The following is a 13,637-nucleotide window of genomic DNA, read 5'->3' on the forward strand; positions in this document are numbered from 1 at the left end:
TCCCATGACATCCACGGACATACCCCCAGAAAAAGGGGTACATCCGGGGGCATTTCCGGGGACGCCAAGGCAGATACCCCCAAAGGGAGGACGCATGAAACTAACCGCTACCGCAGCCAAACAAGCCAAACCCAAAGACAAACAATACAAAATGGCCGACGGCAACGGTCTCTACCTCCTGGTCACGCCAAAAGGCCAAAAGTACTGGCGGCATAAGTACCGTTTTGCCGGCAAGGAGAAAACTCTGGCTCTTGGCGTTTATCCTGAGGTCTCCTTGAAAGCAGCGCGACTCGCCCACCAGGAGGCGAGATCAAAAATTGCATATGGAGTCGACCCCAACGCAGAAAAGCGTGTGGCTAAACTAACGCGCCACCTCTCAGCCGAGGAAAGCTTTGAAGCCATAGGCCGTGAGTGGTTTGAAAGCCACATGAGCGACAAGTCTCCCGGCCACCGCAATCGGGCATTGCGCATGTTGGAACGCAACCTGTTCCCCACATTGGGAAGCCGCCCCATTGCTGAAATCAAGGCGACCGAGGTGCTGGCGGCACTCCGCCGCATCCAGAGCCGAGGCACCGTAGATACCGCGCACAGGGCAAAACAGACGGCGGGCCAGGTTTTCCGTTATGCCGTACAAACAGGCCGAGCCGAGCGCGACCCCAGCGCAGACCTTAAAGGCGCGCTGACCAGCCCCAAGACAAAGCACCTAGCGGCTATTACTGACCCCATAGAGTTGGGCCGATTGCTCAGAGCAATGGATGGCAGCACCTCCGGACAGGTTGTTAAGACAGCCCTCCTGCTCTCCCCTATCCTTTTCCAGCGGCCCGGGGAAATTCGCGCCATGGAGTGGAGCGAGATCAATTGGGGCGAGAAACGCTGGGAGATCCCGGCTGAGAAAATGAAAATGCGCCATGCCCATATTGTCCCACTCAGCCGCCAGGCTTTGGCGCTTCTTGAAGAAATTCACCCCCTGACAGGCCGAGGACGTTACGTTTTCCCTTCCGCTCGCGGGGCAAGCCGCTGTCTTTCCGAGAATGGCGTCAGAACCGCTTTGCGCGACCTCGGCTACGACAACGCGACCCAGACACCTCACGGCTTCCGGGCCACTGCCAGAACGATACTGGATGAAGTGCTGGATTACCGGACTGACTGGATTGAACACCAGCTGGCTCACGCCGTAAAAGATGCCAACGGCAGAGCGTATAACCGCACCAGCCACCTGAAGGCCCGGATCGAGATGATGCAGAGCTGGGCAGACTATCTGGACGAGCTCAAGGCGGGCGCAAAAATCATCCCTATGCCCCAGGCAGGGCAGTAGCACCTTTTTCCTAAGAGAAGTAAATCAAACGAGGTCATGCCATGAGCAAGAAGAAGTCGACTCTGGCACCACCACTTTTCGCCGATGATGACGACACCGTCATGTCGGTCTTCGGTGAGAGCTCAACGTTTAATTTTGTTCTAGGATACAGAGAGCTCATAACTGCGTTTGAGCATGCTTTAGCTCTGGAAAAAAGCCCCAAAAGACGTTTCAGCCATCTAACAGCGCTGGAAAATGCGGTCATAACCTTGAAAAAGGAGAGCACAACAACTGAACCCATTGGTAAATCGAGCTCACCACCGGAGCAGCATGCCATACAAAAAGCGGAAGAGATCATTGATCAAATACACGCCCTGGCTTCCTCGCCAAGCGGCGAGCCAGAACTCCTTTTGGTCTTCGAAAACCTCCTAAGATTCTCTCGAACCTCGTGGCTAGCCACAGGCTCCATGTCAGGCTTTGGAGCGTTCCAACACGAATCTACTCGCCATAAACAGCAAAGATCGGCCGCAGGATCCAGAAAAAATGAGACCAACCGCATGGAGAAGGAGCGCTCACTGAAGCTTTATGACCGCCTGAAAATTGAGCAACCCGGCTTCTCAATTTCTACTCGAGCAGACCAAGTCAAAGCCATGCGCAAAGAATCCAACTTCAGTGTAAATGATCACACGCTAAAAACCTGGCTGGGGAAACATGACAGGCAGGAACCTGGCAGAAAGCCGAAAAAAGGGTAATCAAGTGCGTATCGCGCAGACCTAGTATTCATAAAGACTGAAATGACAAGAATGGGATACGTCGTCCATTAAGACACGGAGGCGTATCAATGAATACCACGACACTCCCTGAAACCGGGTATCTTCGGCTCAAGCAGATCATCGGCCAGCAGGCCGTCTCCCCGGAACAAGCCGAGTCCAACCGCCTAAGCGGAAAGCGCCCTCTAACGCCCAAAGAGGGCATTCCGGCCATCATCCCCATCGCAGCTTCCACCCTGTGGCGCAAAGTCGAAAAAGGCGAGTTCCCTCAGCCCAAGCGGCTGCCGGGCCGGATCACAGTATGGCGCGTAGAAGACATCCGCCAGTATCTGGCACAGGAGAGCGCGTAATGGACCACCACGCGACTCTCATACCGCACTCCCGAGCCGAGACCGGCGCCAAAACTGGGGTCCGACAGCCCCTCAAGATCGCTCGAATCCTCGCCGTTCTATACCAAGGTGAGTCGCTTCATCGATTCGAGGCAATCAGGCTTGGCGACACAGCGCTGAACTCTACCATTAGTGCTTTGGCGAATGAGCATCACCTTGATTTCGATAGGGTAACCATCGCGCTCCCAAGCCGGTTCGGCGGTCCCGCGAAAGTCACAAACTACCGTCTCGCCGCGACCTCCCGAGCAAGAGCGGCAGCGCTGCTGAAACACTGGGGGGTCGAAGTATGATCCGCCAGCAACCGCGCACGACGGCAGAGCAGAGGTGTCTGCTGCCAATACTTTACCCCAATTTGCGAACAGCACAGGGCCGCAAGGCCCTGCCCGAATGGGGCTTAGGCAGTTCAGGCCGAACTTATCCACAGACGGTTATTCATAGTATCTATATAAGGGTTACTCCCCACTCCAAACACCAAGTGGCCGCCGGCGCACGGCCAATGGATTGCGGAAGGTAATCAGGGCACAAACGGTCAATCTTGGCGGCAAGGAGCTGCCCATCAACGCCAGCCAGCGGCTTGGGTGCTTTGAAGAAATACTAGTAGCGCTCAAAAGCCAAATGGATGCCATGATGAGCCACTACTCGCGGATCATGTTTCTCCGGCTCGACGTACGCCAACGCGATTACCGAGGCGACAACCGGCCCATGTCGGACTTGCTGCGAAAACTGAAGAAGCGACTATCGCGCCGCTACCAGACCAAGCGTATCGCTTACCTCTGGGTAAGAGAGCAGGAGAAGGCAGAAAATCAGCACTACCACCTGATCCTCATGCTGGACGGTCATACCGTGCGCCACCCGTCCAGGATCATCAAACTGGCAGAAGAGATAGCGGAAAAGTGGGATTGGCCCAAGCCCTATACACCTCAACACTGCTATTACCTGATTCACCGGGGCAATCAGGCGGAGTACAACGCAGCCTTCAAGCGTGGCTCCTACCTGGCCAAGGAGAGGGGCAAGGGCAAACAGGACCCGGCGAGCAACAGCTACAACCGAAGCCACATTAAGTTCCGGGCATGAAGCCAATAGGCGGAAGGTGTCATACCAGGTATGACACCCCGTTGGCACTGCTTCTCGCGCACCGGGGCGCCTAGCGCATTCTTCTCGAGGCGTTGATTCGGTAATACTCAGCAGCGCCCCAGGAATGGCTCCACCCCGACCAACATAGTACGATTGAATCTCAAATTTGGCATCCCGGCCGCAGCCCTATTGATGCCTCAAAGGGGGACGACTGAGCGTATGGATAAGAAGAAACTCAGCGAAAGAGACATCTGTACGAAATTTATCACCCCGGCCGTCCAGAAAGCCGGCTGGGACATCCAGGACCAAATCAGGGAGGAGTTTTCCTTTACTGCCGGGCGAATCCTGGTACGTGGGCGCTTACATACCCGCGCTAAGCAACGGCGCGCAGACTACGTGCTCAGCTATCAGAAGAACCAGCCCATCGCCATCATTGAGGCCAAGGACAACAAACACAGCCTGGGCGACGGTATGCAACAGGCTCTGGCCTACAGCGACGCCCTGGACGCCCCCTTCGTCTTCTCCAGCAACGGGGACGGTTTCCTGTTTCACGACCGCACCGGGCTGGGCGGGAAGACCGAGACCGAGCTCACCTTGGAAGAATTCCCCTCCCCGGCAACTCTATGGGCCCGCTATTGCCAATGGAAAGGCCTGGACGGCGCAGCTCAGGAAACTGTCGAGCAACCCTACTACGACGATGGCAGCGGCCGCACACCGCGCTACTACCAGATCAACGCCATCAATCGCACCGTGGAGGCCGTAGCACGCGGGCAGGACCGCATCCTGCTGGTGATGGCCACCGGCACCGGCAAAACCTATACCGCCTTCCAGATTATCTGGCGGTTATGGAAGGCCCGCCAGAAGAAACGCATCCTGTTCCTGGCTGACCGCAACATTCTTGTCGACCAGACCAAAAGCAACGACTTCAAACCGTTTGGCGACGCCATGACTAAGGTCTCCAAGCGCAAGATCGAGAAGTCCTACGAGATCTACCTCTCCCTCTATCAGGCCGTCACCGGCAGCGAGGAAGAGAAAAACATCTACAAGCAGTTCTCGCGGGATTTCTTCGATCTGGTGGTCATCGACGAATGCCACCGTGGCAGCGCCGCCGAGGACTCCGCCTGGCGGGAGATTCTGGATTATTTTTCCTCCGCCACCCATGTGGGCCTCACCGCCACCCCCAAGGAAACCAAGGACGTTTCTAACACCGACTACTTCGGAGAACCGATCTATACCTACTCTTTAAAGCAGGGGATCGAGGACGGCTTCCTTGCCCCCTACAAGGTCATACGGGTGGACCTGGATAAGGACCTTCAAGGTTGGCGACCCGAGAAAGGGCAACTCGACACCGACGGCAAGCTCATTGAGGACCGCATCTACAATGCCAAGGACTTCGACAAGACCCTGGTACTGAAGAGACGAGCGGAAACCGTCGCCGCCACCGTCACCCACTTCATGGAGCGGACCGACCCGTACCAGAAGGCCATCATCTTCTGCGAGAACATCGACCACGCCGAACGCATGCGCCAGGCCCTGGTGAACCTGAACCCCAAACGCGTCGTCGAAAACCGCAAGTACGTCATGCGTATCACGGGCGATGAGAACGAGGGCAAGGCCGAGCTGGACAACTTCATCAACCCGGAAGAGCGTTACCCAGTCATCGCCACCACCAGCAAGCTGATGACCACCGGGGTGGATGCCCAGACCTGTAAACTCATCGTCCTGGATCAAAGCATCCAATCCATAACCGAGTTCAAGCAAATCATCGGGCGCGGCACCCGGATTAACGATGACTACAAGAAGCACTGGTTCACCATCATGGACTTCAAGAAGGCCACCGAATTGTTCGCCGATCCGGCCTTCGATGGCGACCCAGTGAAGGTCTATGAGGTTGGACGCGATGACGATATCGTACCCGAGGATGAAACGATTCACGGCGTACGCGAGGAGCGCGGCGAGTACGACCGTATGGATACAGAGGACGGCTGGCATACCGATGACGCGCCTGGCGTTGAAGCCCTTGATGCCGAGGAACAGCAAACCAAGCGCCGCGAGACATTCATTGTCGATAACGTGGAAGTTAAGGTCGTCGCGGAGCGGGTCCAATACCTGGGCCCGGACGGAAAACTCATCACTGAGAGCCTTCACGATTACACGAAGAAGAAAGTGACGGACAGGTTCGCTTCCCTGGACGACTTCCTACGCCGCTGGAGCGAATCCGAGCGCAAACAGGTGGTGATCGAAGAGCTGGCCGAACAAGGGGTCCCCTGGGAAGCCCTGGCCGAAGAAGTGGAGCGCAAGACGGGGAAACACGCTGGCCCCTTCGATCTCGTCTGTCATGTGGCCTACGGCCAACCGCCGCTCTCTCGCAAAGAGCGGGCCGAGAACGTCAAGAAGCGCAACTACTTCGCCCGCTACGAGGGCCAGGCCCGGCAAGTGCTGGAAACCCTGCTGGACAAATACGCCGATGCCGGCATCGAGGAAGTGGAAGACATCAAAGTCCTCCAGCTCGACCCGTTCCGACAGTTCGGCACCCTCCCCGAGCTAGTTAGCGCCTTTGGCGACAAAGACGGCTACCTGAAAGCCGTTAATGACCTGGAAGCAGAGATCTATAGCCAGAATGCTTAATTCACTCGAGTTACAAGATTGCCTTGTCCAAGCAGGGTTTACGCCGGACATTAAAGTAAGAATAGCCAAGTTCACTCATGGCGAAACGACTGTCTATGTGAAAACGCCCTCAGGCAAAGGAAATGAAGATAGCCCTGTAATCAAAGAGCCCCTTGTATTGAGACCAGAGTGGCTACCTCTCCTCGACACGATTGGCGGGATTGAAGGTGTTTATCCGAACCGGGAAGCCTTCTTCCACAACTCCAATCTCAGAGACTTCCCTCAGGGCATCTCTTCCAGAGGTAAGATCAATTATAGGGGGCTGCCAGTAAGTGTTGAAAACAAACAAGCCCTCGCCAAACTGTTAACCTTGGTCTGTGATTTGGATGTTTCGGACCTGTCGTATTTCGACGGCAGCCATGAGCCGGAAAGCGCCTCTCTCTCTGAAACAGAGAAAGCAAGGCTGGCACTGGCACGCATTGGTCAAGGCAAGTATCGCAAGGCCCTCCTTAGCTATTGGGAAGGCTGCGCTGTCACCGGCGCCCACCAGCCAGAACTATTGAAAGCCTCACACATGAAGCCCTGGCGCTTTTCCAACAATAAAGAACGCCTTAATCCCTACAACGGTCTACTGCTGTCCGCGAATTTGGATGCTGCCTTTGATAGCGGCTTGATTACCTTTTCCTACCAGGGCGACATCCTAATTTCCAAAGGGTTTAGCGAGGCCAGCGATTTTGGCATCACACCAAAAATGAAACTCCGAAAACTCGATGTCCAACATCAGGAATACCTCACCTGGCATCGCGACAACGAATTTAAAGGATAATCCGTGAGCATTTCCACCGTTATCAAATCCATCCAGGACATCATGCGCAAAGACGTGGGCGTCGACGGGGACGCCCAGCGTATTGGCCAGCTGGTCTGGATGCTGTTTCTCAAGATCTATGACGCCCGTGAAGAAGAATGGGAGCTGATGGATGATAACTACCAGTCGCCCATCCCTGAGGCTCTACGCTGGCGCAACTGGGCCGCAGATGCCGAAGGCATCACCGGTGACGAGCTTAAAGCCTTCCTCGACAACACCCTGTTCCCCGGCCTCCAGAAACTGGAAGCCAAGGGCAACGACCAACGCGCCTTTGTGATCCGGGCCGTGTTCGAGGATGCCTACAACTACATGAAATCCGGCCAGCTGATCCGGCAGGTCATCAACAAGATTCAGGAAGGCATCAACTTCAACAAATCCTCCGAGCGCCACGAGCTGGGGGATGTGTACGAGCAAATACTCAAAGACCTACAGAGCGCCGGTAACGCCGGTGAGTTTTACACCCCTCGGGCCATGACGCGCTTTATGGTGAATCGCGTCGACCCAAAGCTGGACGAGAGCATCATGGACCCGGCCTGCGGCACCGGCGGCTTCCTAACCTGTAGCATCGACCACAAGCGCCAGCACTACGTCAGCACCGTGGACGACGAACAGGTCCTCCAGCGCACCATCCACGGCATCGAGAAGAAGCCGCTGCCTCACCTCCTGGCCACCACCAACATGATCCTCCATGGCATCGAGGTACCGAACCAGATCCGCCATGACAACGCCCTGGCCCGCCCCCTGATTAGCTGGGGCCCCAAAGAGCGCGTGGACGTTATCGTCGCCAACCCGCCCTTCGGCGGCATGGAAGAGGATGGCATCGAGACCAACTTCCCCCAGGCCTTCCGTACTCGCGAAACCGCCGACCTGTTCATGACGCTGTTCATCCAGCTGCTCAAGAGCGGTGGCCGCGCCGCCGTGGTCCTGCCGGATGGCTTCCTGTTCGGCGAAGGCATGAAAACTCGCCTCAAGGAAAAGCTGCTCACCGAATGTAATCTTCACACCATCGTTCGGTTGCCCAACGGCGTTTTCAGCCCCTATACCGGCATCAAGACCAACCTGCTGTTCTTTACCAAGGGGAAACCGACCGAAACCGTCTGGTACTACGAACACCCCTATCCAGAGGGCTACAAGAGCTATAGCAAGACCAAGCCAATGAAGTTTGAAGAATTCCAGACCGAAATGGATTGGTGGGGTGATGAGTCAAACGGCTTTGCCAGCCGGAAAGAGACTGAGCAGGCCTGGAAGGTCAGCATCGACGAAATTCGCGAGCGCAGCTACAACCTGGACATCAAGAACCCCTGGCAGGCCGAGGAAGAAAATCATGATCCAGATGAGCTGCTGGCCAAGTATGAGCAGCAGCAGGCGGAGATTCAGGAGATTCGGGATCAGTTGAAAGGAATTCTGACGGAGGCCCTGGGCCGCTCAGATCAAGAGGGGGCGGCATGAGCGCTGAGACGCTGATTACAGATAACCTAGATCTATGGACTGGAGCTATAACCAAAAGAATTACTAGCGGACGCGGAAGCAATAAAAAAATTGAGCTTACGGGTATACATAAACTCCGGCATTTAATCCTAGAGCTGGCCTGCCATGGGAAAATCGTTCCACAACTAGTCTCAGAAACACCCGCTTGTGAGGTCCTTGAAGATCTCCAGCTGAGGCGCAAAGAGCTCATTCGCAAGAAAAAAATCAAGAACTCAAAACCATTGCCGAATGTTTCAGCTGATGAGAAACCATCAAAGTTACCCTCAAATTGGGTTTGGACCCGACTGGGTTCTATCGCTGAGATAAACCCTCGAAATAGCGCTGAAGATGCTACGAAAGCATCGTTTGTTCCAATGCCATTAATCACCACCTCATATCATGGTTATCACGGGCATGAAACTAAGCCTTGGGGAAAAATCAAGAAGGGGTACACCCATTTTGCGGATGGAGATGTGGCTTTAGCCAAAATCACTCCATGCTTTGAAAACAGTAAAGCAGCTGTATTCAGAGGGCTCATAAATGGTCTGGGAGCAGGGACAACCGAACTCCATGTAGCCCGCCCTCTCAGCAATGCGGTTAATCCATACTACCTAATCCTGTTCTTAAAGTCCCCCCGTTTTCTGATCGCGGGTGAGAAAGTAATGACCGGGTCTGCTGGCCAAAAGCGTGTGCCAAAGGATTACTTTAGCTCAACCCCATTGCCTCTACCGCCAACTGAAGAACAACACCGCATCGTCCAAAAAGTCGACGAGCTAATGGCCCTCTGCGACCGCCTGGAACAGCAAACCAGCGACCAGATCGACGCCCACGACACCCTCGTGGACACCCTCCTCGGCACTCTGACCCAATCCCAAAACGCCACCGAACTGGCCGAAAACTGGACCCGCCTCGCCGCCCACTGCGACACTCTATTCACCACCGAACAGAGCATCGACAAGCTCAAGCAGACCATCTTGCAGTTGGCGGTTATGGGGTTGCTTGTTGAACAAAACGATCAAGGGGAAAAAGCTAGTTCTTTAATCTCTAGAATTTTAGATACCAGAGACCGGTTGGCCAAAGAAAAAAACATGAAGACAAAGGCCAGAGAGACAATAGACCCTGATGATACATACCTATCCATACCTGAAAATTGGACATGGATAAGGTTAGGAAACACAGCCAAGTTCATCGATTACCGAGGAAAGACACCTCGAAAAATCAACCGGGGAAAGCGGTTAATTACCGCCAAGAACATTCGACAAGGATACATTGACCTAACTCCAGAGGAGTTTATCAGCGAGCAAGATTACACAGATTGGATGACTCGTGGATTTCCTCGAACAAATGATCTCTTATTTACTCCAGAAGCCCCTTTAGGAAATGCTGCAATAGTCAATTTGGACGAAGAGTTCGCATTGGCTCAGCGCACCATTTGTTTTCAGTGGCACACCCCTGAAATCGCCCAATTCATGCTGATTCAGATTATGGCCTCTCCGTTTCAGGAACAACTTGTAAAGAATGCTACCGGCATGACGGCAACAGGTATAAAAGCATCAAAATTAAAAGAGATACCCGTTGCCATCCCCCCTCTTCAGGAGCAAGAGCGCATTGTCCAAAAAGTCGATGAGCTAATGACCTTATGCAACCGGCTACAGAAAAGCCTCAATCAGGTCAGCAAAACCCGCTGCCAACTGGCTGAAACCATTGTGGGAAGCGCCCTCCAATAAAGGCCCAAAGGAGAAATCATGGCAATCCAACAAGGCATTTGGCGCATCAACCCGGCTACTGGCAGCGAGATCGCCACCCCACAACGCCTCAACACCGCCCGACTGGACGATGAAAACCAGCTGGAAGAGCTGATCGTCCGGGATGTCTCCATTATCAACGGCGATTGGCTGCTGATTGGCCGGCAGGTACGTACTGCCTTCGACAAGCGCATCGACCTGCTGGCGCTGGATGCCAACGGCAGCGTGGTCATCATCGAGCTCAAGCGCGACAAGACACCCCGCGACGTGGTGGCGCAGACCATCGACTACGCCTCTTGGGTTGAATCCCTGGAAGATTCGGATCTGGTAGATTGCTATGTGGATTTCGCTACCCGCCATCAGCTCCCGAGCACCAGCCTGGATGCCGCCTTCCAAACACGCTTCGGCCTGCCGCTGTCCGATGTGGAGCTAAACGAATCTCACCAGATGGTTATCGTCGCCTCCGAGCTGGACGCCAGCACAGAGCGCATTATCAATTATCTGAACGACCGCCACGGCGTGGGCATCAATGCGGTCTTCTTCTCTGCGTTCAGCGACGGTGACCAGCGCTACCTGTCTCGCGCCTGGATGATCGACCCTCAGGAGACTCAGCACCTGGTCACAACCCGTGGCGTCCGTGAGTCCTGGAACGGAGAGTTCTACGTTTCCTTTGGGGGAGACTTTCGGCGCGACTGGGAAGATGCTCGCCGCTACGGCTTCATTAGCGCCGGCGGCGGCACCTGGTATTCCAACACGCTCAACATGCTGTCAGAGGGCGACCGTATCTGGGTCAACATTCCCAAGACGGGCTATGTGGGCGTGGGTATCGTGACCGGAGAGCGCATGCCCGTGAGTGATCTCACGGTCGACGGCACACCTCTCACAGAGCTCCAAAGCACCGTGGATTACAAAGCGCTAGCCGCAGAGCCTGAAGACACCACGGAGTATGTCGTGCCTGTCCGTTGGGAGCACGCCGTCCCGGCCAGCCACGCATTCGCCGAAACCGGACTGTTCGGAAACCAAAATTCTGTTTGTAAGCCCACTACCGCCAAGTGGTCGCACACGGTCGAGCGACTCAAACAAGTTTGGGGGTACGGCTTGTAAACAGAGTTGAGGACGCACCTCCACACCAACGCCGATCTAGGAAAAACACGCCTGGCACCCGCTTTCGGGGGTATTTATGGGGGCACATTGCTGGAACCTAAACAGGATTCATCTTTTAAATCATCGCGTTATGCTAATCATTCAAGTCCTGGTGGGCACCATTTTCGCCCCTCTCCCCCGGCGCCGTCCCCGTCGTTACTTTCCTTGGTCCGGGCTTCCCTGCCCCCATATTCACGCGCCACCGGATCCGTCCCGGCCGCTCTCCATATCGAGCCGGCTATACCAGATCCCGCTTTTCCGCTTTCGCCTTTCGGCGATCACGCAGCACGGCGGCACAGATAATCACCAGCACCCCCAAGGTCAGTGCCGGCCATACCAAAACATAGAAACCCAATAACCAGTTCATTGATTGATCCTCCGTGCGGATATCAAGATACGGAAGCGCCGGAGGGCGCCCCCGAATTCGCTTTCCCGGCATCCGGTTCATGGCCATCGTAATCACCTACCCGTTGCCGGATCAGATTGAAATCGAACGGCGCCTGACGGCTCATCAGACTCACCAGCACGCATACCAGTGTGCTGGTGCCATAAGCAGTCAACGAGGCCAGCAAAACGGTGTAGTCACGGAGAAATCCCGTGGCGAATACCACCATCGCAAGCACCGCCAGCAGTCCCGCCACAAGGCCAGCGGTCCGCCCCAGAAACCCAAACACCATCAACCCGATAATCACGCCGCCGCCGACACAGGCCAGCAACTCAAACAGCAGACCCGTGACGCCGTGGAGAGAAACCAGCTCGAATCGCGCCAGGCAGAATACCGCCATAGCGACCAGCACGGAGCTTGTGAACGCTCGATTGGTAACACGACTCCAATAGCAACTGGCGATCACGGGAAAGACGATAGCCCCCCAAAGCGCCCCCACGAACACCAACATCACGAGAATATCCAAGGAGAAGCTGGCGAAGATGATCCCCGCGGCGGTAGCCGCGATCATGGTTAGTCGGCCGACGAACAACATCCGTTCCGGACTGGCCCGGCCGCGAGCGATATTCTTTCCGTAGACATCGGCCATCATGATCGCCGAGAGCGCGGAAAGGTCCGAATCCGCCGTGGATGACAAGGACCCGATCACCAGCACGAAAAACAGAGCAATAAAGACGGGAGGCAGATAGCCGGACACCATCTGAGGAATGAGATTGTTCATATCACCATTGAGCGGCTCGACCCCCAGGGTGGCGGCCATCAAACCAATCATCCCCAGCCCAATGACAATGGCCCCATAGCCCACCGTCGCGGTGAGGAACGTAGGCTTGATGTGTTCCTCGTTCACGGCGAAAAGACGCTGGGATATGGTTTGGTTGCCAATGGCATACGCCAGTACCGCCACGAAAAAGGGAGCACCCTGTTTGAGTATCGCTTCCGAGGAGAAAAAATCCGCCTGCTCGGTGGTCAGATTGCCAAGGCCGGCGACCAATTGGTCGGGACCACCCATGGCGAAGAAGACGGCGGGGATAATGACCACGGCGATGGCCATAAGGGCCACCAGTTGGGCGAAGTCGGTCAGCACCGACGCACGAAACCCGGACCACAGCGTATACAGCAACACCCCCACGCCGGCCATAATCACACCGGCCTGAAAGGACAACGGCGAAAGCACGGAAACCAGGGCGCCCGCGGCCGTAAAGTTGACCATTAAGCTGATGACGCTGCCCAGAAGGTTGGAGAACGCCAGAATCAACTGACTGGAGGCACCGTGCCGGGCATGAATGAGCTCCCCCAGCGTATGCGCGTTCGGTGCCAGCTTACGAAACCGGCGCCCGAAAGGATAGATGAACAGGATCATCAAGGCGCCCCAGAGGCCATAATGAATCGGACCGGAAACGCCGTAGGTATAACCGGAAGTGGCGGCCGCATAGAAGGAGGCGGCCCAGATCCAGGTGGCCGTCATACTCGCGGCGCCAATGCCGAATCCGACGCGATGATTGGAAACCATGAACGCATCCGCGTCTTCTTTTTTCTTGCGAATGCTTAGGGTGAGCAGGTAGGTACCACCGTAAAAAGCCAGCATAAGAAGCACGATGGTGGCAACGGAGAACTGATGTAATGACTCGCTGTTCAAGGGCGTTTCCTTGTATTGATTGGACAGGGGCGCCCGGGGCCTGCGCGATTGGCATGGCGGGCGCGCTCATGGGCGTGGCGTGTCAATCAGTGAAAACCAGAGACTCGGCAACGACGAGCCGGGGGGCGACATCGCCAATGCCAGGGCGGGACACGCGAAGACCGGATCGGTCTACCCGAAGAGGAAGGGATCAGGCGGCGGG

Annotated in this window: 11 protein-coding genes; 9 read left to right on the forward strand and 2 right to left on the reverse strand. The window is 55.6% G+C overall.

All coding sequences use genetic code 11. The annotated features are described in order from the left end of the window. Positions 1-94: 94 nt before the first annotated feature. From HMJ39_RS10735 to HMJ39_RS10775, 9 genes are all read left to right on the forward strand, one after another. Positions 95-1,315 carry a tyrosine-type recombinase/integrase gene (locus tag HMJ39_RS10735; protein WP_194297299.1) on the forward strand — a complete coding sequence of 407 codons (1,221 nt, stop codon included), beginning with the start codon at positions 95-97 and terminating at the stop codon, positions 1,313-1,315. Between the two features lie 41 nt (positions 1,316-1,356). After that, positions 1,357-2,046, forward strand: coding sequence for a hypothetical protein (locus HMJ39_RS10740; protein WP_194297300.1), 690 nt, complete (start codon positions 1,357-1,359; stop codon positions 2,044-2,046). Between the two features lie 89 nt (positions 2,047-2,135). Next, positions 2,136-2,414, forward strand: coding sequence for a helix-turn-helix transcriptional regulator (locus HMJ39_RS10745; protein WP_194297301.1), 279 nt, complete (start codon positions 2,136-2,138; stop codon positions 2,412-2,414). A gap of 540 nt (positions 2,415-2,954) precedes the next feature. Beyond that, positions 2,955-3,527, forward strand: a complete 573-nt coding sequence (locus HMJ39_RS10750) for a YagK/YfjJ domain-containing protein (RefSeq protein WP_194297302.1) — start codon at positions 2,955-2,957, stop codon at positions 3,525-3,527. A 219-nt stretch (positions 3,528-3,746) separates the two neighbouring features. After that, the gene (gene hsdR, locus HMJ39_RS10755; RefSeq protein ID WP_194297303.1) at positions 3,747-6,155 is read left to right on the forward strand and encodes an EcoAI/FtnUII family type I restriction enzme subunit R; all 2,409 of its coding nucleotides are present in this window, start codon (positions 3,747-3,749) and stop codon (positions 6,153-6,155) included. After that, positions 6,148-6,960: an HNH endonuclease gene (locus HMJ39_RS10760; protein ID WP_194297304.1), complete on the forward strand. Its 813-nt coding sequence runs from the start codon at positions 6,148-6,150 to the stop codon at positions 6,958-6,960. Before hsdR ends, HMJ39_RS10760 begins: the two co-directional genes overlap by 8 nt. A 3-nt stretch (positions 6,961-6,963) precedes the next feature. Continuing rightward, a complete protein-coding gene (locus HMJ39_RS10765; RefSeq protein WP_194297305.1) occupies positions 6,964-8,448 on the forward strand; it encodes a type I restriction-modification system subunit M in 1,485 nt (494 codons plus the stop codon). Then, complete coding sequence (locus HMJ39_RS10770) at positions 8,445-10,193, forward strand: restriction endonuclease subunit S (RefSeq protein ID WP_194297306.1); 1,749 nt, start codon at positions 8,445-8,447, stop codon at positions 10,191-10,193. The genes HMJ39_RS10765 and HMJ39_RS10770 overlap by 4 nt, the downstream gene beginning before the upstream one ends. A gap of 18 nt (positions 10,194-10,211) precedes the next feature. After that, entirely contained in the window at positions 10,212-11,315 is a 1,104-nt protein-coding gene (locus tag HMJ39_RS10775; protein WP_194297307.1) for an endonuclease NucS domain-containing protein, read from the forward strand. A gap of 277 nt (positions 11,316-11,592) precedes the next feature. Here HMJ39_RS10775 and HMJ39_RS18875 read toward each other — a convergent pair whose 3' ends face one another. Next, positions 11,593-11,721, reverse strand: a complete 129-nt coding sequence (locus HMJ39_RS18875; RefSeq protein WP_228462291.1) for a putative transporter small subunit — start codon at positions 11,719-11,721, stop codon at positions 11,593-11,595. Positions 11,722-11,743: 22 nt separating this feature from the next. After that, positions 11,744-13,435 (reverse strand): sodium:solute symporter family protein, encoded by a 1,692-nt coding sequence (locus tag HMJ39_RS10780; RefSeq protein ID WP_194297308.1) that lies wholly within the window; start codon positions 13,433-13,435, stop codon positions 11,744-11,746. Positions 13,436-13,637: the final 202 nt, after the last annotated feature.

The sequence above is a fragment of the Alloalcanivorax profundimaris genome, from assembly GCF_015265435.1.
Taxonomy (GTDB): domain Bacteria; phylum Pseudomonadota; class Gammaproteobacteria; order Pseudomonadales; family Alcanivoracaceae; genus Alloalcanivorax; species Alloalcanivorax profundimaris.